This window comes from Caulobacter radicis (assembly GCF_003094615.1).
Classification (GTDB): Bacteria; Pseudomonadota; Alphaproteobacteria; order Caulobacterales; family Caulobacteraceae; genus Caulobacter; species Caulobacter radicis.
Window position 1 is genome coordinate 14,413 of the sequence record NZ_QDKO01000008.1, and the last position, 20,438, is coordinate 34,850.

At 70.5% G+C, this 20,438-nt stretch carries 16 protein-coding genes and 1 pseudogene; 6 read left to right on the top strand and 11 right to left on the bottom strand.

Going from position 1 to position 20,438, the window contains the following annotated elements:
* Positions 1-58 precede the first annotated feature (58 nt).
* Positions 59-1,093: a WD40 repeat domain-containing protein gene (locus DDF62_RS02100; RefSeq protein ID WP_116487583.1), complete on the top strand. Its 1,035-nt coding sequence runs from the start codon at positions 59-61 to the stop codon at positions 1,091-1,093.
* 351 nt (positions 1,094-1,444) lie between these two features.
* Here DDF62_RS02100 and DDF62_RS02105 read toward each other — a convergent pair whose 3' ends face one another.
* The 9 genes from DDF62_RS02105 to DDF62_RS02145 form a co-directional block, all read right to left on the bottom strand.
* A complete protein-coding gene (locus DDF62_RS02105; RefSeq protein WP_116487584.1) occupies positions 1,445-2,761 on the bottom strand; it encodes a bifunctional folylpolyglutamate synthase/dihydrofolate synthase in 1,317 nt (438 codons plus the stop codon).
* Between the two features lie 152 nt (positions 2,762-2,913).
* On the bottom strand, positions 2,914-3,837 hold the full coding sequence (locus tag DDF62_RS02110) for an acetyl-CoA carboxylase carboxyltransferase subunit beta (RefSeq protein ID WP_101716057.1): 924 nt from the start codon (positions 3,835-3,837) through the stop codon (positions 2,914-2,916).
* A 12-nt stretch (positions 3,838-3,849) separates the two neighbouring features.
* Positions 3,850-4,677 (bottom strand): tryptophan synthase subunit alpha, encoded by an 828-nt coding sequence (gene trpA / locus DDF62_RS02115; protein ID WP_116487585.1) that lies wholly within the window; start codon positions 4,675-4,677, stop codon positions 3,850-3,852.
* Between the two features lie 146 nt (positions 4,678-4,823).
* Positions 4,824-6,044: a tryptophan synthase subunit beta gene (gene trpB, locus DDF62_RS02120; protein WP_165832150.1), complete on the bottom strand. Its 1,221-nt coding sequence runs from the start codon at positions 6,042-6,044 to the stop codon at positions 4,824-4,826.
* A gap of 17 nt (positions 6,045-6,061) precedes the next feature.
* Positions 6,062-6,706, bottom strand: a complete 645-nt coding sequence (locus DDF62_RS02125; protein ID WP_116487587.1) for a phosphoribosylanthranilate isomerase — start codon at positions 6,704-6,706, stop codon at positions 6,062-6,064.
* Between the two features lie 48 nt (positions 6,707-6,754).
* The gene (locus DDF62_RS02130; RefSeq protein WP_101714085.1) at positions 6,755-7,024 is read right to left on the bottom strand and encodes an usg protein; all 270 of its coding nucleotides are present in this window, start codon (positions 7,022-7,024) and stop codon (positions 6,755-6,757) included.
* A gap of 273 nt (positions 7,025-7,297) precedes the next feature.
* The gene (locus DDF62_RS02135; protein WP_116487588.1) at positions 7,298-8,062 is read right to left on the bottom strand and encodes a 3-oxoacyl-ACP reductase; all 765 of its coding nucleotides are present in this window, start codon (positions 8,060-8,062) and stop codon (positions 7,298-7,300) included.
* Between the two features lie 156 nt (positions 8,063-8,218).
* Complete coding sequence (locus tag DDF62_RS02140) at positions 8,219-9,640, bottom strand: sensor histidine kinase (RefSeq protein WP_116487589.1); 1,422 nt, start codon at positions 9,638-9,640, stop codon at positions 8,219-8,221.
* 280 nt (positions 9,641-9,920) lie between these two features.
* On the bottom strand, positions 9,921-12,203 hold the full coding sequence (locus DDF62_RS02145) for an NADP-dependent malic enzyme (RefSeq protein ID WP_116487590.1): 2,283 nt from the start codon (positions 12,201-12,203) through the stop codon (positions 9,921-9,923).
* 260 nt (positions 12,204-12,463) lie between these two features.
* Here DDF62_RS02145 and dapB point away from each other — a divergent pair, with 260 nt between their 5' ends.
* The 4 genes from dapB to DDF62_RS02165 all read left to right on the top strand — a co-directional run bounded on the left by dapB (position 12,464) and on the right by DDF62_RS02165 (position 17,367).
* Positions 12,464-13,246, top strand: coding sequence for a 4-hydroxy-tetrahydrodipicolinate reductase (gene dapB / locus DDF62_RS02150; RefSeq protein WP_116487591.1), 783 nt, complete (start codon positions 12,464-12,466; stop codon positions 13,244-13,246).
* A gap of 268 nt (positions 13,247-13,514) precedes the next feature.
* Positions 13,515-16,781: an intermembrane phospholipid transport protein YdbH family protein gene (locus DDF62_RS02155; protein WP_133244868.1), complete on the top strand. Its 3,267-nt coding sequence runs from the start codon at positions 13,515-13,517 to the stop codon at positions 16,779-16,781.
* 35 nt (positions 16,782-16,816) lie between these two features.
* Complete coding sequence (locus DDF62_RS02160) at positions 16,817-16,996, top strand: YnbE family lipoprotein (protein ID WP_058349385.1); 180 nt, start codon at positions 16,817-16,819, stop codon at positions 16,994-16,996.
* Positions 16,997-17,010: 14 nt separating this feature from the next.
* Positions 17,011-17,367: a YdbL family probable chaperone protein gene (locus DDF62_RS02165; RefSeq protein ID WP_116487593.1), complete on the top strand. Its 357-nt coding sequence runs from the start codon at positions 17,011-17,013 to the stop codon at positions 17,365-17,367.
* A 178-nt stretch (positions 17,368-17,545) separates the two neighbouring features.
* Here DDF62_RS02165 and DDF62_RS02170 read toward each other — a convergent pair whose 3' ends face one another.
* Positions 17,546-19,366 carry a vWA domain-containing protein gene (locus DDF62_RS02170; RefSeq protein WP_116487594.1) on the bottom strand — a complete coding sequence of 607 codons (1,821 nt, stop codon included), beginning with the start codon at positions 19,364-19,366 and terminating at the stop codon, positions 17,546-17,548.
* A 64-nt stretch (positions 19,367-19,430) separates the two neighbouring features.
* On the opposite strand from DDF62_RS02170, the pseudogene DDF62_RS02175 reads away from it, so the two are divergent.
* Positions 19,431-19,606: pseudogene (locus tag DDF62_RS02175) on the top strand (TPM domain-containing protein); the annotation flags it as partial.
* Positions 19,607-19,640: 34 nt separating this feature from the next.
* Here DDF62_RS02175 and DDF62_RS02180 read toward each other — a convergent pair.
* Positions 19,641-20,423: an SDR family NAD(P)-dependent oxidoreductase gene (locus tag DDF62_RS02180; RefSeq protein ID WP_101716045.1), complete on the bottom strand. Its 783-nt coding sequence runs from the start codon at positions 20,421-20,423 to the stop codon at positions 19,641-19,643.
* Between the last annotated feature and the right edge of the window lie 15 nt (positions 20,424-20,438).

Below are 20,438 nucleotides of genomic sequence, written 5' to 3' on the forward strand. Positions count from 1 at the left end.
AACGCTTCGCGCAAGACGCGACTAGCGCTGTGAAACTGGCCGCGCTAAGCCCCCGCGCATGATCTTTTCGTTCGACGCCTACGTCACCGCCGCCCTGTTCGATCGCGCTGGACGCGCCGGATTCGCCCTGGGCGACGGCACGGTCCGATTCGAGGCCGAGGGCGGCTTCGTCACCGTCGAGGCCCATGGCGGGCCCCAGGGGGCGTCTTTGGGCGGCGCGGCGCTGGCCGCCTGCGTCCACCCTTCGGGCCGGGGCCTGGTGACCGGCGGCGACGACGGCCGCGTGGTCTGGAGCCGGCTGGAGGGCGACGAGCTGGTCGCCACCCTGCTGGCCGAGGTCAAGGGCAAGTGGATCGAGCACGTGGCCGCCAGCCCGGCTTCGGGCCTGATCGCCTTCACGGCCGGCAAGGAGGTCCACGTGCTGGACGCCGCCGACGACAGCTTCCGCCGTGTCTACGCGCACGAGAAGACGGTGTCGGCGGTGGCCTTCGATCCGAAGGGCAAGCGCCTGGCCGCGGCCGGCTACGGCGGCGTGTCGCTGTGGTGGGGCCGTATCGCCGACCAGAAGCCGACGGTGATGAAGTGGGCCGGCAGCCACGTCGGCCTGGCCTACAGCCCCGACGGCAAGTTCCTGGTCTCGGCCATGCAGGAGAACCAGCTACACGGCTGGCGCCTGTCGGACGGCAAGGACATGCGGATGGGCGGCTATCCGGCCAAGATCAAGAGCATGGCCTTCCTCGACAAGGGCGCGCTGCTGGCCACGGCCGGCGCCAACGGCGCGGTGATCTGGCCGTTCGCGGGCGCGAGCGGCCCGATGGGCAAGGAAGCCGCCGAGATCGGCTTCTCGCGCGACTCGCTGGTCGTGCAGGTCGCGGGCGTCGACGCCCTGCCGGTGGCGATCGCCGGCCAGGACAACGGCCGCATCTGGGCCTGCCACCTGCGCTCGGGCCGCATCGAGACCCTGAAGGCCGAGAAGGGCGCGGCGATCAGCAGCCTGTCGGTCAACGCCGACGGCACGCGCCTGGCCTGGGGCGACGAAAGCGGCGAGGCCGGCGTGCTGGCCGTGCCGGATATCTCGACGCGGAATTTCTGAGAAATTCCCTCTCTCTTCGAGAGAGGGAGGGGCCCGCCGCGAAGCGGTGGGAGGGTGAGAGGTTTCACCGCCGGAAGGGAAACTCGGCCGCTCCCCCTTCGTCGTCATCCCAGGCGGAGCGCAGCGAAGACCCGGGACCCAGGGGCCGGCGCAATGCGTCGGGGCTCGCTGGGGCGCTTGAGCCAGCCACCGAGCCCAGTCCCCCTGGGTCGCCGGATAAGCCCTGCGGGCTTTCCGGGATAACGATGATTTGTTGCCTTCAGCCCGGGCCCCATCCGGACAGGCTGTAACCTCTCACCCTCCCACGCCCGCGGCGTGGGCCCCTCCCTCTCTCAAAGAGAGAGGGTCAGGTCAGGCTGGCCACGTCGCCTCGTCTGCCCCCAGCACTTCGCCCGCCAGGTAGAGCGAGCCGCAGATGAGTACGTGCGGGACGGGATCCAGCGCTAGCGCCCGGTTGAGCGCATCGTCGAGGCTGTCGCAGGCGGCGGCGCGCAGGCCGGCCAGCTCGGCGGCGGCGGCGGTCTGGGCGGCGCTGGCGGCGGCGTGGCCTTCGAAGGTGACCGTGAAGACCTTGGTCGCCACGCCCCGGAAAGCCTCGAAGAAGCCGGCGGCGTCCTTGTTGGCCAGAAGGCCCGAGATCAGCGCCACGGGGCGGCCGTCGCGGGCGGCCAGATCGGCCACGGCGCGGGCCACGGCGCGGCCCGCATGGGGGTTGTGGCCGCCGTCGAGCCAGAGGTCGGCGCCGGCGGCTTGCGCGGTCTGCGCGTAGGGGCCGGCGGTCAGGCGCTGGAAACGGGCCGGCCACACCGTGCCGGCGATCCCCCGGCCCATGGCCTCTTCGCCGATCCTGGGGTCGTCCAGGGCCAGCAGGGCGGCGACCGCGAGGCCAGCGTTGGCGTACTGGTGCTCGCCGGGCAGGGCGGGGGCGGGCAGGTCGAGCAGGCGCTCGGGCATCTGCACCAGCAGGCGGCCTCGTTCCTCCCAGGCGTCGAACTCGCGGCCCATGAGCGTGAGCTCGACCCCGGCCATGGCGGCGGCGGTGTCTAGCACCTCGTCGACGGCGTCCTGCTGGCGGGCGCTGACGGCCGGCGCGCCCGGCTTGATGATGCCGGCCTTCTCGACGGCGATCTGCTCGATGGTGTCGCCCAGGAACTCGCGGTGGTCGAGGTCGATGGGCGCGATGACGCTGACCGCCGGTTGCGTGATGACGTTGGTGGCGTCGAGCACGCCGCCGAGGCCCACCTCGACGATGCACAGGTCGGCCGGGACCTCGGCGAAGGCGACGAAGGCCGCGGCCGTGGTGATCTCGAAGAAGGTGATGGCCTGGCCATCGTTGGCGGCCTCGACCCGTTCCAGCACGTCGGCCAGGTGCGCTTCGGTGATCAGCGTCCCGGCCAGGCGGATGCGCTCGACGAAGCGCACCAGGTGCGGCGAGGTGAAGACATGGACCTTGAGCCCCGCGGCCTCGGCCATGTGGCGCAGATAGGCGACCGTCGAGCCCTTGCCGTTGGTGCCGGCCACGTGGATCACCGGCGGCAGGCGGTCCTGCGGATCGCCCAGGGCGGCGCACAGACGGCGCATGCGGCCCAGCGACAGGTCGATCTTCAGCGGATGCAGCGCCCGCAGGCGCTCCAGCGCGGCGTCGTGGGCGCGGAGGTGGTCGGTCATGGGAGCCCCGAAAGCTCCTCCCCCGCGAGCGGGGGAGGTGGCGCGGCGCTATCAGCGCCGTGACAGAGGGGGCGAGGGGCGGAGTGCGGCGGTCGCCCCCTCCACCGCTTCGCGGTCCCCCTCCCCCGTTTCATGGGGGAGGAACTTCAGGTTCAAGCCGCCTTGCGACGGCCCAGCATCAGGGTGCCGAGGACCGAGCCGAGGGTGGACGGCAGGTCCTTGCGGGCGGTGACGCGGTCGACCATGCCCTTTTCGACGAGGTACTCCGAACGCTGGAAGCCCGGCGGCAGGGTCTCGCGGATGGTCTGCTCGATGACGCGGGGCCCTGCGAAGCCGATCAGGGCGCCCGGCTCGGCCAGGTGCACGTCGCCCAGCATGGCGTAGGAGGCGGTGACGCCGCCGGTGGTCGGGTCGGTGAGGACCACGACATAGGGCAGGGCCGCGTCGTTCAGCTCGTTGATGGCCAGGGTGGTGCGGGCCATCTGCATCAAGGAGAGGGCGCCTTCCTGCATGCGCGCGCCGCCGGCGGCGGTGAAGGCGACCAGCGGAACCTGGCGGGCCAGGGCGGCCTTGGCGGCGGCGATGAAGCCTTCACCGGCGGCCATGCCCAGCGAACCGCCCATGAAGGCGAAGTCCTGGACCAGCACCACGGCGTCGACGCCGGCGATCTTGCCGTAGCCGATGGCCATGGCGTCCTGCTCGCCGGTGCTCTTGCGCGCGGCGGCCAGGCGGTCCTTGTAGGGCTTGCCGTCCGAGAACTTCAGCGGGTCCTCGACCACCGACGGGGTCGGCAGGGCCTCGTACTGGCCATCGTCGAAGGTGAACTTGAAGCGCGCTTCGGGACCGATGCGCATGTGGCGTCCGGCCGGGGTGACCCACAGGGCCGCCTCCAGGTCGGAGCGGTAGATCATCTCGCCCGTGTCGGGGCACTTGACCCAGAGGTTTTCGGGCGTCTCGCGCTTGGCGAAGGCTCCGCGCACGCCGGGGGCGATGCGCGACAGCCAGCCGCCGCGGCGGTCGGTCGAGCTCTTGGTCTTGTCGCCCTTCTTGGGGCCTTGGGGTTCAGCCATCGCCATAGCCTTACAGCCTCACACCGTATCTTGTCGCGCGGATCGCACAGCCTTAGCCAGCTCCGACGCCTTGGAAAGAACCTTTTGGGTCACGTTTTCGTTCAGCTTGCCCGCTGATTCAATCTCATCGACCAGCGCCGAGCCCACGACGGCGGCGTCGGCGACGCGGGCCACCTCGGCGGCGCGCTCGGCCGTGCGGATGCCAAAGCCAACCGCCACAGGCAGTTGCGCGGCCGCGCGCAGGCGCTCGACGGCGGGCGCGACAGCATCGGCGTCGGCTTCCTTGACGCCGGTCACGCCGGCCACCGACACGTAGTAGACGAAGCCCGAGGTGCGGCGCACGACGGCCGGCAGGCGCTTTTCGTCGGTCGTCGGCGAGGCCAGGCGAATCAGCGATATGCCTTCGGCCTCCAGCGCGTCGCTCAGCGGATCGGCTTCCTCGGGCGGGCAGTCGACGACGATCAGACCGTCGACTCCGGCTTGGGCTGCGTCTTTCGCGAAGACGTCGAAGCCCTTGTTCACCAGCGGGTTCAGATAGCCCATCAGGATCAGCGGGGTGTCCTGGTCGCCTTCGCGGAAGGCGCGGGCCAGGTCCAGCGTGCCGTTCAGGGTCATCTTGCCGGCCAGGGCGCGCTGGCTGGCGCGCTGGATGGTCGGGCCCTCGGCCATCGGGTCCGAGAACGGGAAGCCCAGCTCGATCAGGTCGGCGCCGGCGGCCGGCAGGCCTTTCAGGATCTCCAGCGCGGTCGCGGCGTCGGGATCGCCGGCCATCACATAGGCGACGAAGCCGGCGCGATTTTCGGCCTTCAGCGCCGCGAAGCGGCGGTCGATGCGGTCTTTGGTCATTGGTCTCAGTTCCCGCTGACGACGGCGGAGCCGAAAACCCCGCCCTTCGACAGGCTCAGGGTGAGGTTTTCTACTGCGAGGTCGGAAATAGCCCTCATCCTGAGCTTGTCGAAGGACGAGGGCGCTTGGCGCGCCGGTCGAAGCATCTAGATGCTGCGCCCGAGCGCGTCGGCCACGGTGAAGATGTCCTTGTCGCCACGGCCCGACAGGCACATGACGATCACGCCGCCCTCGCCGATCTCCTTGGCCAGCTGCGGCAGCTTGGCGATGGCGTGGGCGCTTTCCAGGGCGGGAATGATGCCCTCGAGCTCCGCGCACAGCTGGAAGGCCTTCAGCGCCTCGTCGTCGGTGCAGGTCAGGTACTGGGCCCGGCCGATGTCGTGCAGGAACGAGTGCTCCGGACCGATGCCCGGATAGTCGAGGCCGGCGCTGATCGAGTGGGCGTCGAGGATCTGGCCGTCGTCGTCCTGCAAGAGATAGGTGCGGTTGCCGTGCAGCACGCCCGGACGCCCGCCGGTCAGCGAGGCGGCGTGCTTGTCGGTGTCCAGGCCATGGCCCGAGGCTTCCACGCCGTAGATCTTCACGCTCTCGTCGGCGAGGAACGGGTGGAACATGCCGATGGCGTTGCTGCCGCCGCCCACGCAGGCGACGACGGCGTCGGGAAGGCGGCCTTCCAGTTCCTGGATCTGCTCGCGGGTTTCATTGCCGATCACCGCCTGGAAATCTCGGACCATGGCCGGATAGGGGTGCGGGCCGGCGGCGGTGCCGATCAGGTAGTAGGTGTCTTCGACGTTGGTGACCCAGTCGCGCATGGCCTCGTTCATGGCGTCCTTGAGGGTCGCGGCCCCCGAGGTCACCGGACGCACTTCGGCGCCCAGCAGGTTCATGCGGAAGACGTTGGGCTTCTGCCGGGCGACATCGACGGCGCCCATGTAGACGATGCAGGGCAGGCCAAAGCGCGCCGACACGGTGGCCGAGGCCACGCCGTGCTGGCCAGCGCCGGTCTCGGCGATGATCCGGGTCTTGCCCATGCGCTGGGCCAGCAGGATCTGGCCCATGCAGTTGTTGATCTTGTGCGCGCCGGTGTGGTTCAGCTCTTCGCGCTTGAAATAGATCTTGGCGCCGCCGAAATGACGGGTCAGGCGCTCGGCGAAATAGAGCGGGCTGGGGCGGCCGACATAGTGGGTCAGGTAGCCGCGCAGCTCGGCCTGGAAGGCCGGGTCGTTCTTGGCTTCCTGGTAGGCCTTGTCCAGCTCCAGCACGAGCGGCATCAGGGTTTCGGCCACGTACAGGCCGCCGAATTCGCCGAAGCGCCCCTTGGCGTCGGGATAGGCGGACCAGTCATTGGGCTTGGCAGGAGCGTTCACGGGCGTTTCCAGTTAGGTCAGGCGCGTTTGACGGCGTCGAGAAACGCCGTGATCAAAGCCGGGTCCTTTAGGCCCGGACCGCGTTCCACGCCAGAGGAAACGTCCACCAGCGGGGCTCCGGAGGCGGCCACGGCGGCGCCCACGTTCCAGGGATCCAGGCCGCCCGCGAGGAAATGCGGGCGAGAAAATCGCCGGCCTTGCAGCAGGCTCCAGTCGAACCTTGCGCCGGTGCCGCCGGGCAGGGCGGATCCTTCCACGGGCCTGGCGTCGAAAAGAAACTGCTCGGCCACGGTCTCGTAGGCCCGGGCCTGGTCGACATCGGCCGACGAGGAGACCGAGAAGGCCTTGATGACGCCGACGCCGCTGCGCTGGGCGATCTCGCGCAGGCGGCTGGGGGTCTCCTTGCCGTGCACCTGGATCAGGTCGGGGCGCATGGTCGCCATCAGCCGGTCGATCAGGGCGTCGTCGGGATCGACGGTCACGGCCACCGTCTGCACGCCGCGGCCGCGCACCGGCTCGATGAGGCGGGCGGCGGTCTCGGGCTCGACGTTGCGGGGGCTCCTGGCGAAGAAGACGAAGCCGAGATAGGCCGCGCCGCCGTCGAAGGCGGTCTTCACCGTCTCCGGCGTCGAGAGCCCGCAGATCTTGGCCTTGGTGGTCATCGGGGGGAGTTACGGTGGGGAAGTCGCCAGCGCAACCCCCGCCTGGCTTCACTGAAGGGTGAAGACCCCGTTGACCGCCTTCCATTCTGCCGGCCCGATCAGCCGGTCGTGGGCCACCTGCACCGAGTGCAGCACCCCGTCGAGCTCGCGGCTCCAGAAGTCGAGGAAGCCCTTCAGGGTCGGGAACCTGGGGGCCAGGTCGTACTCCTGCCAGACATAGAGCTGTAGCAGGTGCGGGTGGTCGGGCAGGTGGTAGCAGATGTTGGCCGTGGTCAGGCCGTAGCCCAGCATCTGCAGTTCGAACGCGCGGGAAGTCATCGAGAGCGGTCTCCGACAACGGTTAAGCGTCACCGGGAAACCGTCCGCCTACGGGGCGAGTCGCTCAAGAGGGCAGGGCGTCGCAGGCTCGAATTCCCTCCTCCTGCCTTTATCTCCCGTCATTCCCGCCCTTGTGGCGGGAACCCCTGGTTCCGCTCGCAGGTGAGGCGCCAGCGGATCGCCGGCGATCCGCCACAACTGCTCTTGCGGCTGAAAGAGGGTTTCCCGCCACAAGGGCGGGAATGACGGGCCGAAAAAAGAGAGGGTTGCAGATCAGTCCCGCACCAGGCCCCCGTCCACCACCAGGTTTTGCCCTGTCACCGCCCGCGCCCAGGGGCTGGCGAAGAACAGCACCGCGTCGGCGAACTCGGCCGGGGTGGTGACCGAGCGCAGCGGGGTCATGCCGGCGATCAGGTCGAAGATCGGCTCGGGCGTGGCGGCGCTGGCGCCGGTGACGCGGAGCAGGCCGCCCGACACCATGTTGACCGTGATGCCGGCGGGGCCCAGGTCGCCGCAGGCCGTGCGGGTCAGCGACAGCAGGGCGGCCTTGACGGCGGTGTAGTCGTGATAGGGCACGACCGGGTTCTGGAAGAGGTTGGTGCCGACGTTGATGACGCGGCCGAAGCCGGCGTCGGCCATGTCGGGGGCTGCGGCCTGGATGACGTTCAGGGCGCCCTTCAGCACGGTGAGGTTCTGCTTTTCGAAATCCTCCCAGGCGATGCTGGCCAGATGCGCGCGGGCGTCGCCGTTGAAGCTGTAGTCGAGGGCGTTGTTGATCACGGTGGTCACGGGGCCGCCGAAGGCCTGCTTGGCGGCGGCCAGCATGGCCTCGACGGCGGCGCGGTCGGCGACGTCGGCCTGGACGGCGATGGCGCGCCCGGGTCCACCCAGCTCGGCGGCCAAAGCCTCGGCGGCGTCCTGGCTGGCGCGGTAGTTGACGACGACGCGGGCCCCCTGGCGGGAAAAGGCGCGGGCGATCTCGGCCCCCAGGCCCCGGCCGGCGCCGGTGACGAGGACGATCTGGTCGGACAGCTGCATTCTTTACTCCTGGAACTCGGCCCAGCAGGTTGTTAGCGGAATTCGGGGCGAAAGCCTCGTCCTTCGACAGGCTCAGGAAGAGGTTTTGCCGAGGCTCGTGAGGCGGATCTGGTCCTCACCCTGAGCCTGTCGAAGGACGAGGACCACGGCGGGGCGCTACCTCCGTTCGTCCAGGCTGGCGACGACGCCGAGCTCGGGCGAGGGCGGGGTGGGCAGGGGCGCGACGGCTTCGAGCCGGCAGGCCAGGCCCTCCTCGCGCCACTCCATCCTGACCTGGCCGCGCAGCTCGCCGCGCAGGCTGCGCTCGATCAGCCGCGAGCCGAAGCCGCGCCGGGTGGGCGGGCCAACGACCCTGGGGCCGCCGGTCTCGGTCCAGGTCAGCGACAGGGCGCGGCTGGCCTGGTCGAAGCTCCAGGCCACGGCCACCGAGCCGTCCAGGTTGGACAGCGCCCCGTACTTCAGGGCGTTGGTGGCCAACTCGTGGAAGACCAGCGACATGGTCAGGGCCCCGCCCGGCGGCAGGAAGCATGGCGGCCCGGCCACCGACACCCGGCCGGCCGCGGCGGTGAACGGCGCCAGCGCCCTCTGCGCCACTTCGCACAGGTCCGCGCCGTGCCAGCTCTCGCGGGTCAGCACGTCGTGGGCCAGCGACAGGCCCAGCAGCCGCAGCTCGAACTTCTCGAAGGCGGTGACCGGGTCGGGCTCGTTGCGCAGGGTCTGGGCGGCCATCGACTGGACGGTGGCCAGGGTGTTCTTCACGCGGTGGTTCAGCTCGTTGATCAGCAGGCGCAGTTGGCCCTGGTGGCGCTCCTGCTCGGCCTCGACCGCCTTGCGGGCGGTGATGTCGGCGATGATCGCCACCAGATAGGCCAGCCCCCCGCGCGGCTGCACCTTGGAGACGTTCAGGCGGATCCACAGCACCTCGCCGTCGCCGGCGATCAGCCGGCGCTCGGCGGCGTAGGTGTCCAGCCGGCCGGCCAGCAGGGCCCGCACGTGGGCCTGCGCGCCCGGCAGGTCCTGCGGCGCGATCAGCTCGGCGGCGTTGCCGGCCGCCAGGGTCTCGCGGGTGCGGCGGGTGATGGCGCAGAAGCGGTCGTTGACCTCGAGGAACACCCCGCGCGGCGAGATCCGCGCCACGCCCATGGCGGCCTGCTCGAACACCGCCTTGTAGCGGGCCTCGGCCGCCTCCAGCCGCAGGCGGGCCTCGACGGCGGCGGTGACGACCTCGGTATAGAGAACCAGGCCCCCGACCGCGCCCTCGTCGGTGCGCCAGGGGGCCATCGACCAGCGGATCCACTCGACCCGGCCGTGGCGGTCGACATAGCGGTCGCCGCCGTCCTCGCGCAGTTCGACCCCCTCGTTCAGCACCCGCGCGTGCAGGTCGCGCCAGTAGCGGGGGATCTCGGGGAACACCTCGTAGTGCACGCGCCCCAGCAGCGGCAGGTCGGCCGGCAGGCCCTGGTCGGTCAGGTACTGGGCCGAATGGGCGAGATAGCGCATCGACCGGTCGAAGATGGCGATGCCCATCGGCGCGTGCATCAGCGCCGTGGTCAGGCTGGGCGAGACCGTATCGATCATCGGTCCGGGCGGTCTCCGAGGGGAGCAGGCGACGGGACCGATATCATGGCCCCGTTCGCGCATGAGGTGAAAGGGCCAATTCTCGCGTGGGCGCCTGTGGAGGGAGGCGAGTCTCTCTGATCCTTCTCCCTGGAGGGAGAAGGTGGCCTGCGAAGCAGGTCGGATGAGGGGTTAGGGACGGTAGACGGCGTGCCGGCACGCCGTCAGACACTGTAACCCCTCACCCTCCCAATGCTCCGCATTGGGCCCCTCCCTCTCCCTCTGGGAGAGGGTTTGGGGGCTACTCCCCCGCCTCCACCGGCTGGTCGTAAGCCGCCATCATCGCCATGTTGAGGATCTTCGACACCGAGGCGCCCAGCGGGCAGATCTGCACCGACTTGGAGAGCCCCAGCAGCACCGGCCCGATCACCGTGGCGCCGCCCAGCGACTGGACGAGCTTGGTCGAGATCGAGGCGGCGTGGATGGCCGGCATGATCAGGATGTTGGCGCTGTCGGTCAGGCGCATGAACGGGTAGGCGAGGCGCTTTTCGGGGTCGAGGGCCAGTTCGGGGGGCATTTCGCCCTCGTATTCGAACTCGACGCCCATCTCGTCCAGCGTGGCCACGGCCTGGCGCACCTTGTCGGAGCGCTCGCCCATGGGGTTGCCGAACGTGGAGTAGCTCATGAAGGCCACGCGCGGCTTGAAGCCCAGGCGGGTGACGGCCGAGGCGGCCTCGCAGGCGATCTCGACCAGCTCGTCGGCGTCGGGCAGTTCGGTGACGTTGGTGTCGGCCACGAAGATGGTGCGGCCCTTTGCGAGGACGACCGACATGCCCATGATCCGGCCGCCGGGGGCGGGGTCGACCACGCGTAGCACCTCGTCGAGCGCCTGGTCGAAGCTGCGGGTGACGCCGGTGACCATGCCGTCGGCCTCGCCCATCGTCACCATCGAGGCGGCGAAGCTGTTGCGGTCCTGGTTGATCAGGCGCTGGACGTCGCGCTTGAGGAAGCCCTGGCGCTGGAGCCGGGCGTAGAGGGCGTCGACATAGTCGGGGTTGCGGTCGGAGAGGCGCGCGTTGTGGATCTCGATGCCGGCGGTCTCGGGATCCAGGCCCACGAGCTTCATGTTCTCGTGCACCAGGTTCTCGCGGCCGCAGAGGATGGCCTTGCCGTAGCCGCCGGTCTGGAAGGCGTAGGCGGCGCGGATCACGGACGGCTCTTCACCCTCGGCGAAGACGATGCGCTTGGGCTTGGCCAGCACCGAGCCGGCGATCTTCTGCAGGAAGCCGGCGGTGGGGTCGAGGCGCTGGGCCAGGCTCTGGCGATAGGCCTCCATGTCGGCGATCGGCTTGCGGGCCACGCCCGTGTCCATCGCCGCCTGGGCGACGAACGGCGGCACGTACCAGATCAGGCGCGGGTCGAAGGCCGAGGGGATGATGTAGTCGGGGCCGAACTTCAGCTGGCGGCCGTGATAGGCGGCGGCCACCTCGTCGGGCACGTCCTCGCGGGCCAGCATCGCCAGCGCCTGGGCGCAGGCGATCTTCATCTCGTGGTTCACCCGGCGGGCGCGCACGTCCAGCGCGCCGCGGAAGATGTAGGGAAAGCCCAGGACGTTGTTGACCTGGTTGGGATAGTCGCTGCGGCCCGTGCCCATGATCGCGTCGGGGCGCACGCGGTGCACCTCTTCCGGCGTGATCTCGGGATCGGGGTTGGCCATGGCGAAGATCACCGGATTAGGCGCCATGCTGGCGATCATCTCCGGGGTGAAGGCGCCCTTGGCTGAAAGGCCGAGGAGAACATCCGCGCCCTGCACGGCCTCGGCCAGCGTGCGCTTGTCGGTGTCGACGGCGTGGGCGCTCTTCCACTGGTTCATGCCGTCGGTGCGGCCGCGATAGAGCACGCCCTTGCTGTCGCAGGCGATGACGTTCTCGGGGCGCACGCCCATGGCCTTGATCAGGTCCATCGAGGCGATGCCGGCCGCGCCGGGGCCGTTCAGCACCACCTTGATGTCGGCCAGGTTCTTGCCGGTGATGTGGCAGGCGTTGATCAGGCCGGCGGCGCAGATGATGGCGGTGCCGTGCTGGTCGTCGTGGAACACCGGGATGTCGAGCAGCTCCTGCAGCTCGGTCTCGATGCGGAAGCACTCGGGGCTCTTGATGTCTTCCAGGTTGATGCCGCCGAAGGTGACGCCGATGTTCTTGACGACGGTGATGATCTCGTCGGCGTCCTTGGTCGTGACCTCGATGTCGATGCTGTCGACGTCGGCGAAGCGCTTGAAGAGGACGCTCTTGCCCTCCATCACCGGCTTGGAGGCCAGGGCCCCCAGGTCGCCCAGGCCAAGGATCGCCGTGCCGTTGGAGATCACCGCCACCAGGTTGCCCTTGGAGGTGTAGTCGTAGGCGGCGTCGGGATCGGCGGCGATGGCGTGCACCGGCACGGCCACGCCGGGCGAGTAGGCGAGGCTGAGGTCGCGCTGGGTCGCCATCGGCTTGGTGGGGGTGACCGCCAGCTTTCCCGGCTGGGGATAGCGGTGGAAGGCCAGGGCCTCCGCATCGGTGAAGGTCTTGCGTTCCGCGTCGCTCATGGCGGCGTTTCCTGTCCTGCGTAGCCAGTTGAAATGGACCCGCCGAACGATGCGACGCGTCCTTATGCGAGGGTCAGCCTAGCGACGCGTCCGGCCGGCTACAACCGGACAATATCAAATGGTACCGGTACAAACGCTTGTTGGGCAAAGGTTTGCGGTTTCGCGCCCGCTCCCGCTACGGAAGCCCGCCGGATAAATCCGTTGACCCCGGAGAGGGGCTGGGCGACGAGGCGCGGCGCAAGTTTCGTGGAGAAAACCCCGTGTCCCAGTCCCCCGTTCGGATCGCCGTCGCCGGAGCCCTGGGCCGCATGGGCAAGGCCGTGGCCGCCACGCTGGAAGGCCGCGCCGACGCGCTTGCCGTGGCCCGCTTCGACCGTCCGGGCGCGGAAGGCGAGGGGCTGGTGGCGCTGGAAAGCGCCCTGGCCGACGCCCAGGCGATCATCGACTTCACCATTCCCGAGGCTTCGGTGGCCTTGGCCGAGACCATCGCGCGGGCGGGCGGCGGCATCGCGCTGGTGATCGGTTCGACCGGCTTCACGGCCGAGCAGGACGCGCGCCTCGCGAAGGCGGCCGAAAAGGTCGCGATCGTGCGCTCGGGCAACTTCTCGCTGGGCGTCAACATGCTGATGGGCCTGGTGCGCCAGGCCGCCGCCGCCCTGCCGGCCGCCGACTGGGACATCGAGGTCTTCGAGGCCCACCACAAGCGCAAGATCGACGCACCCTCGGGCACGGCCCTGATGCTGGGCCAGGCCGCCGCCGACGGGCGCGGCGTCGTGCTCTCCGAGGTCGAGGACCGCGCCCGCGACGGCGTCACCGGTCCGCGCAAGGAAGGCTCGATCGGCTTTTCGGTGGTGCGCGGCGGCGGCATCATCGGCGAGCACAGCGTGATCTTCGCCGGCGAGAGCGAAAGCCTGACCATCGCCCACTCGGCCATCGACCGGGGCCTGTTCGCCCGCGGCGCGGTGGCGGCGGCGGTGTGGGCGCAGGGCAAGGCGCCGGGGATCTACGACATGCAGCAGGTGCTGGGGTTCCGGGCGGTCTGAGGGTCTCTGAACTCCCAAAAACCTCCCGTCATTCCCGCCCTTGTGGCGGGAACCTCTGGTTCCGTTCGCATGTGAGACGCCAGCGACGTGCCGAGCACGTCGCCCCACTCGCCCTTGCGGCTGATAGAGGGGTTCCCGCCACAAGGGCGGGAATGACGGGAGTTGGAGAGATGGCGACCCTTTGGGAAATGTTTCCCAACCGTCGCTTTCCAGACTTTTCTCGTATCGAGGCCTCACAAACGCCACGGCTTGCGGCATGGTGCGGCCGATGGCCGAGCCTCACGCCGACCCCGATTCCGTCAAGACGCCCGCCAAGCCCGCGCGGAGCCCGCGCCTGAGCAAGGCCGCGCTGGCCGATGCGGGGCTGGAGGCGCTGTCCTTCGCCATGATGGCGTTCATCGCCCTGGGCATGTCGGCCTATGCCGGCCGGCGCGAGATCAGCCAGGCGCTGGCCGAGGCGTGGCTGGCCGAGCGCGGCATCGAGGGCCTGATCTCGGTCGAGAGCCTGGACGCCTCGGGCTTCGCCGGCTCGATCCGGCTGGGCCCCAAGAACGATCCCTATTTCTCGGCCAGGCGCATCGAGGTGGCCTACGACCTGCAGGCCCCGTGGTCGGGCGGGCCGTTCGCCATCGACACCCGGGCCGTGCGCATCACCAGCCCGCGTTTGCGGGCGAGCTATGACGGGCAAAAGCTGACCTTCGGCAAGTTGCAGCCCTTGATCGACGAGGCGCTGAAGTCGCCCGGCGAGGAGAAGGAGGGCGGGCCGGCCGTGCTGGTCGAAGACGCCCGCGTCACCTTGCAGACCCCGGGCGGGGTGGCCCGCCTGACCGGCGACGCCAGCCTGGACGACGGCCAGCTGCTGCGGCTGGACGCGGCCATCGCGGCCATGCGCTACGCCACCGGCGACCTGCAGGTCGAGTTGCGCGGGGCCATGCTGAAGGCCCGCAAGCGCGGCGATCGCCTGTCGGTGGACGCCTGGGCGCAGATCGACGCCCTGGACGCCGAACAGGTCGACCTGGAGGGCGCCGACGCCCGGGTCGAGGCCGATGTCGCCTATCCCGACCTCAAGCGGCTGGCGGCCACGGGGCCGGCCGACGTCAAGCTGTCGATCAAGGCCCAAGGCTTGCGAGCCGGCGAGACCAGCCTCGACGACGTCGAGACCCGCCTGACCCTGGCGGGCCTGGTGGCCGGCAATTTCACCCAAGGCGGCGCGGCCGCGCGGCTGTCGGGCCAGGCCCGGGCCGGACGGCTGGTGGCGCCGGGGCTGGAGGCGCGCAGCTTCACCGCAGAGCTCGACAGCGACGCCCTGCGGGTGGATTTCGACAAGGCCGGCGCCCGGGTGCTGGGGCCGGCGAGGCTGCGCGGCACGGCCGAGCGGGCGGTGGCCGGCGGCGCGGCCCTGACCCGCACGGCGGTCGACATCAAGTCCAAGACCTTCGTGTTCAGCGCGCCCAAGGGCCGGCCGATGAGCGTGTCGGGTCCGATCCAGGTGGCCGCCGGCGTCGGCCGCGCGGCGCGCGACGGCCTGGGGCTGTCGGCCCTGGTGCTGGACGCCAAGGGCCGCTTCCAGGCAGGGCAGACCCTGAATCTCACTCTGGAGGGCCGGGCCGGGGCCGACGGGGCGGTGGCCGCCCCCGACGCCGAACGCCTGACGGCCGGCCTGCCCAGCCCCGAGTACGCGGCGGCGGCGCGCAAGGCGCTGGCCGACTTCTCGCTCGACGCCGACGACCTGCGGCTGGAGATCGGCGAAGGCCGCGTGGCCGCCTTCGCCGGCAAGCCGGTGACCCTGGCGGCGGCCAGCGGCGCCAAGGCGACCCTGACCCCTGGCGGCGGGCGCCTGATGGAGAGCGTGGGCGGCGTCTCGCGCGGGGCCGCGACCCTGGCGCTGGGCGGCGGTGGTTTGCCCGAGCTGACCCTGAGCGCCAGCGACTGGCGGGCCGATGCGCGGGGGTTCGCCTCGCCCGTCACCCTGGCCGGCAAGCTGGACGTGCCGCCAGCCGAGGGGATCAGCGCCACGATCAAGGGTCAGGCCCGCGCCGCGGGCGGCGTGTTCGACTTCCGCCTGGCTGGCTGCACGCCCGTTACGGTGGCCGCCATCGAGGCGGGCGAGGCCGGCGAACGGCCGATCCAGGACATCGCGCTCGACCTCTGCCCCGTCGCCGCGCCGCTGGTGCGGGTGGCCAATGGCCGCTGGGAGGCCCAGGCCCGCTTCGCCAATGGACGCGGGACGATCACGGCCGCCGAGGCGAAAGCAGAAGGCGTGGCCGGAACCTTCGTCGGCGGAGGCGCGGGTTTCGACCGCGCCGAGGTGCGGCTGACCGAAGGCCGGCTGATCGACGCGGCCTCGGCCAAGCGCTTCGAGCCGGTGAAGGCGACCGGGCGGCTCAACCTGGCCTCGGGCGTGTGGAGCGGCGGCGTCGATGTCGGCACCGCCAGCGGCTTCGCCCTGGGCCGCATCGACATTCGGCATGGTGTCGAGAGCGGTCGCGGCTCGGCGCTGATCGACGCCTCCAACATCGTCTTCACCAAGGAGGCGGGCCTGCAGCCGGTGGCGGTCAGCCCGATGGCCGCCTTCGCCAGCGAGGCCGAGGGCAAGGCCAGCTTCAAGGGCCGCTTCGACTGGACCGACAAGGGCGTGACCAGCAGCGGCGAGGTCTCGACGCAAGGGCTCGACTTCCGCGCCAGTCCGCTGGGCTTCGTGGCGACGCTGGCCGGCGACGTGAAGTTCGACAGCCTGGCGCCGCTGACCAGCGCCCCCGACCAGAGCCTGAAGATCACCCGCATCGACTCCATCGTGCCGCTGGAGGCCGTGGGCGCGGTGTTCACCCTGGGCGCCACCTCGCTGAAGGTCAGCGAGGCCAGCCTGACGGCGGCCAAGGGCAAGATCTCGATCGAGCCGGTGGACGTGCCGCTGAACGGCGGCCCGATCAGCGGCGTCATCGTCATCGACGGCCTGGACCTGGGCGAGCTGACCGCCGGCTCGACCCTGGCCGAGAAGGTCAAGCTGGACGCGGTGGTCTCGGGCCGCCTGCCGTTCCAGTTCAGCGACAAGGGCTTCAAGCTGCTGGACGGCAAGCTCGCCGCCATCAAGCCCGGCCGCATCTCGATCGCCCGCGAGGCCCTGACCGGCGTCGAGGCCAACCAGGGCGAGAGCGACAGCCCGGGCAACCCCAACAACCAGCCGGCCGCCGACGCGCCGGTCAACGCCATCCAGGACTTCGCCTACCAGGCCATGGAGAACCTGGCCTTCGACACCCTGGAGGCGGGCGTCAGCTCGACGCCGAACGGGCGCCTGGGCATGCTGTTCCACATCAAGGGCGAGCATGATCCGAAGGTCGCCGAGAAGGCCCGGGTGGGCATTCTGGAGCTGATCCGCGGCAAGGCCTTCCAGCGGCGGATCCCGCTGCCGGCCAAGACGCCGGTGGACCTGACGCTCGACACCTCGCTCAATTTCGACGAGCTTCTGGCCGCCTGGGGTCGTCGTTTCGCGGAAGAGACCGAGGAAACACGCCGTTCAGCGCCGGTTCAGCCGTGACCGCGCAACCTAATCCCCGAATTGGAGACAAAGCCATGCACAAGCGCGTCCTGATCGCGACCCTGCTGGCGGCGGGAGGCCTCGCGGCCTGCACCCCGACCGTCCGCGTCAAGGTCGATCCGATCAACATCTACGCCAAGCTGGACGCCGACGTGCGAGTGCGGCTGGACAAGGAAGTCCAGACGCTGATCCAGCAGAACCCGAACCTGTTCTAAGCAAGGAGACCGCCATGATCCGCAAGACGATGACGGTTTTGGCCATCGCCGCCGCCCTGGGCGCGGTCGCCGCCGCCCCCGTGATGGCCCAGTCGGCCGCCGCCAAGGCCGCCGTTGACGCCGCCAAGTCCGCCGGCACGGTCGGCGAGCAGGCCGACGGCTTCCTCGGCATCGTGTCGGGCGGCGACGCCGACCTGCGCGCCGCCGTGGCCGAGATCAACACCGGCCGCGCGGCCGTCTACAAGGACACCGCCGCCAAGACCGGCGTCACCGCCGACGCCGCCGGCCAGGCCACCGCCAAGCAGCTCTACGCCCGCCTGGCCGCCGGCCAATACTGGAAGCCGCTCGGCGGCGGCTGGGTGAAGAAGTAAGGTCGCCGGCTTTGGATGCTCCCCCTGAAGGGGGAGCTGTCGCGAAGCGACTGAGGGGGAAGTTCCAGCGGCGCATCAGCAGTCGCTTCCCCCTCCGGCCCTACGGGCCACCTCCCCCTTCAGGGGGAGGATCCAAGACGTCGAACCCTCCCGGCCCAGCCGGGAGGGTTTCGCTTTGTCAGTCCCCCTTCGCCCCCGCGGCCGCCCGCGTCAGCTGCACGAACTCGGCGCGCAGGCCGTAGGGGTCGTCGCCGCGCGCGCCTTGCGCCAGGGCGGTGACGGCCGGCCAGTCGAAGGACGGGTCCAGCCACGGGTCGGCGCGCAGCTTCTGGCCGTAGGCGGCGACCGCCACGGCGAAGCGGGTGGCCTCCGGCGCGGCCGCCAGGCTGGCGTAGGCGTCGGTCTTGCCGATCGGGCGCTCGATCAGTTTCGAGACGCTGCCGCCCGGCGGCTTGTAGCGCACCTTCAGATAGGCCAGCTCGCCAGCCTTGCCGCCGGCCGGGGCGGGCTTGGCCTCGCCGTAGCGCAGCGGATCCGACGAAGGCGCCGCGCCGGCCGGGGTGATCTCGTAGAGCGCCGTGACCGAGGCGCCCGAGCCGACCTCGCCGGCGTCGACCTGGTCGTTGTTGAAGTCCTCGCGGTTCAGGAGGCGGGTCTCGTAGCCGATCAGCCGGTACTCGGAGACCTCGCGCGGATTGAACTCGACCTGGATCTTCACGTCGTCGGCGATCGGGAAGAGGTTGCTGGCGAAGTCGTCGCGCAGCAGCTTGCGGGCCTCGCGCAGGCTGTCGACATAGGCGGCCGTCCCGTTGCCGTTCTGGGCCAGGGTCTGCATCATCACGTCGTTGTAGTTGCCGCGCCCAAAACCGTAGACCGACAGGTAGACGCCGCTCTTGCGCTGGTCGGCGACGGTGTCCTTCAGGCGCGCGGGATCGGCGATCCCGACGTTGAAGTCGCCGTCGGTCAGCAGGATCACGCGGTTGACCGCGCCCTTGTCGAAGTTCTGGCGGGCCAGGGCGTAGGCTAGCTCCAGCCCCTGGCCGCCGGCGGTCGAGCCGCCCGACTGCAAGGCCTCCAGAGCGCAGCGCATCTTCAGCTTGGAGCGGCCGTCGGTGGGCGCCAGCACGGCCCCGGCCGAGCCGGCATAGGCGACGACGGCCACCCGGTCCTGCGGCCGCAGCTGGTCGATCAGCACGTTCAGCGCCTTCTTGGCCAGCGGCAGGCGGTCGGGCCCGCGCATGGAGCCGGAGGTGTCGACCAGGAAGACGAGGTTCAGCGGCGGCTGGTCGGCGCGAGGCCGCTCATAGCCTTGCAGGCCGATGTGGACGAGCTTGCGCTGCGCCGACCACGGTGAGGGAACGACCGCGACGGTCGCCCGGAACGGCGTCTCGGTCGAGGCCGGTCGCGGGTAGCCGTAGTCGAAGTAGTTGACCAGCTCCTCGACCCGAACGGCGTCGCGCGGCACGGGGCGGCCGTCGTCGAGGAAGCGGCGGACATTGGCGTAGGCGGCGGTGTCGACGTCGATCGAGAAGGTCGAGACCGGCTCGTCGGCTGTCCGCTTGATCGGGTTGGAGGCGGCGTTCGGATAGCGCTCGGTGTCGCGCGGGGCCTGGATCGGGACCGACTGGATGACGGCGGGGCGCGCGGGGGCGTAGCCGAGCGCGCCGACGTCGGTCCGTTCCCTGACCGGCGGGATCGGCAGCGGGATCGGCAGCGGGGCGGAGGCCGTTAGCGGCGGCGGAGGCGGAGGCGGAGGAGGCGGAGGAGGAGGCGGAGGGGGCGGAAGGGCGTGGGTGGCGGTGCGTCGGCTCGCCCGGGCGCCGGAGACGGCCACGCTCTCGTGCACGTCGGCCTGGGCCGTGAAGCCGAGCGCGGCGCAGGCGTCGGCCGTGGGCGCGCCGTCCTGCATGGGCGGCGGGGGCGGCGTCATGGCGCCGGCCGGCAGGGCGATCAGGACGGACAGCAGGCCGGCGCTGGCCAAGCGGATGGTTTGGTTCATGGCGCATATCCCCCTCTGGTTGAGGCGATAATTACGCGCGTAATTGAAAAGCGCCAGGGGTTTTCTGAAGGCTCCTCCCCCGCTTGCGGGGGAGGGGGACCGCCCCCGGGACGCGCGAAGCGCGCGCCCGAGGGCAGGCTCCGCGGTGGAGGGGCCGAGACTGGGCGCCGTGCCCGCCGTCGCCCCCTCCGTCACGGCGCGTATCCGCGCCGCGCCACCTCCCCCGTTGCACGGGGGAGGAGCAAGGAGCGGTCGGCGAAGCCGACTGAACGGCTTACCGCGGCGCCATGCGGATGCCGCCGTCCAGGCGGACGTCTTCGCCGTTGAAGTAGCCGCAGGTGATCATGGTCAGGGCCAGCTGGGCGTATTCGGCCGGATTGCCCAGGCGCTTGGGGAAGGGCACCGAGGCGGCCAGGGCGTCTTTGACGTTGTCGGGCGCGGCGTTCATCAGCGGGGTGTTGAAGATGCCCGGCAGGATGGTGTTGACGCGGATGCCGTCGTTCATCAGGTCGCGGGCGATCGGCAGGGTCATGCCGATGACGCCGCCCTTGGAGGCCGAATAGGCGGCCTGGCCGATCTGGCCGTCCTCGCCCGCCACGCTGGCGGTGTTGACGATGGCGCCGCGCTCCCCGTCCTGCAGCGGTTCCAGGTCGAGCATGCCCTTGGCCGACTTGGCGATGCAGCGGAAGGTGCCGACCAGGTTGATCTGGATCACGCGGTCGAAGATATCGAGCGGGAAGTGCTTGGTCTCGCCGGTGGCCTTGTCGCGGCTGGCGGTCTTGGCGGCGTTGCCGACCCCGGCGCAGTTGACGAGGATCCGCTCCTGGCCGTGGGCGGCGCGGGCCTTTTCGAAGCCGGCGTCGACATCGGCGTCGCTGGTGACGTTGACCTTGCAGTAGACGCCACCGATCTCCTTGGCGACTTCCTCGCCGCGCGCCTCGTTCATGTCGAAGATGGCGACCTTGACGCCCTGGGCGGCCAGGGCCCGGGCGGTGGCCTCGCCGAGGCCCGAGGCGCCCCCGGTGACGACGGCGGCGACGGTGTTGTCGAGTTTCATGGACGTTTCCCCTGG

What these genes read in the sequence shown, in the direction of transcription:
- DDF62_RS02135 (WP_116487588.1), bottom strand. Translation starts at nt 8,062, where the DNA reads ATGCAGCTGTCCGACCAGATCGTCCTCGTCACCGGCGCCGGCCGGGGC.
- DDF62_RS02180 (WP_101716045.1), bottom strand. Translation starts at nt 20,423, where the DNA reads ATGAAACTCGACAACACCGTCGCCGCCGTCGTCACCGGGGGCGCCTCG.
- DDF62_RS02155 (WP_133244868.1), top strand. Translation starts at nt 13,515, where the DNA reads ATGGCCGAGCCTCACGCCGACCCCGATTCCGTCAAGACGCCCGCCAAG.
- DDF62_RS02160 (WP_058349385.1), top strand. Translation starts at nt 16,817, where the DNA reads ATGCACAAGCGCGTCCTGATCGCGACCCTGCTGGCGGCGGGAGGCCTC.
- DDF62_RS02145 (WP_116487590.1), bottom strand. Translation starts at nt 12,203, where the DNA reads ATGAGCGACGCGGAACGCAAGACCTTCACCGATGCGGAGGCCCTGGCC.
- DDF62_RS02170 (WP_116487594.1), bottom strand. Translation starts at nt 19,366, where the DNA reads ATGAACCAAACCATCCGCTTGGCCAGCGCCGGCCTGCTGTCCGTCCTG.
- DDF62_RS02165 (WP_116487593.1), top strand. Translation starts at nt 17,011, where the DNA reads ATGATCCGCAAGACGATGACGGTTTTGGCCATCGCCGCCGCCCTGGGC.
- DDF62_RS02140 (WP_116487589.1), bottom strand. Translation starts at nt 9,640, where the DNA reads ATGATCGATACGGTCTCGCCCAGCCTGACCACGGCGCTGATGCACGCG.
- DDF62_RS02105 (WP_116487584.1), bottom strand. Translation starts at nt 2,761, where the DNA reads ATGACCGACCACCTCCGCGCCCACGACGCCGCGCTGGAGCGCCTGCGG.
- trpA (WP_116487585.1), bottom strand. Translation starts at nt 4,677, where the DNA reads ATGACCAAAGACCGCATCGACCGCCGCTTCGCGGCGCTGAAGGCCGAA.
- DDF62_RS02125 (WP_116487587.1), bottom strand. Translation starts at nt 6,706, where the DNA reads ATGACCACCAAGGCCAAGATCTGCGGGCTCTCGACGCCGGAGACGGTG.
- DDF62_RS02100 (WP_116487583.1), top strand. Translation starts at nt 59, where the DNA reads ATGATCTTTTCGTTCGACGCCTACGTCACCGCCGCCCTGTTCGATCGC.
- DDF62_RS02130 (WP_101714085.1), bottom strand. Translation starts at nt 7,024, where the DNA reads ATGACTTCCCGCGCGTTCGAACTGCAGATGCTGGGCTACGGCCTGACC.
- DDF62_RS02110 (WP_101716057.1), bottom strand. Translation starts at nt 3,837, where the DNA reads ATGGCGATGGCTGAACCCCAAGGCCCCAAGAAGGGCGACAAGACCAAG.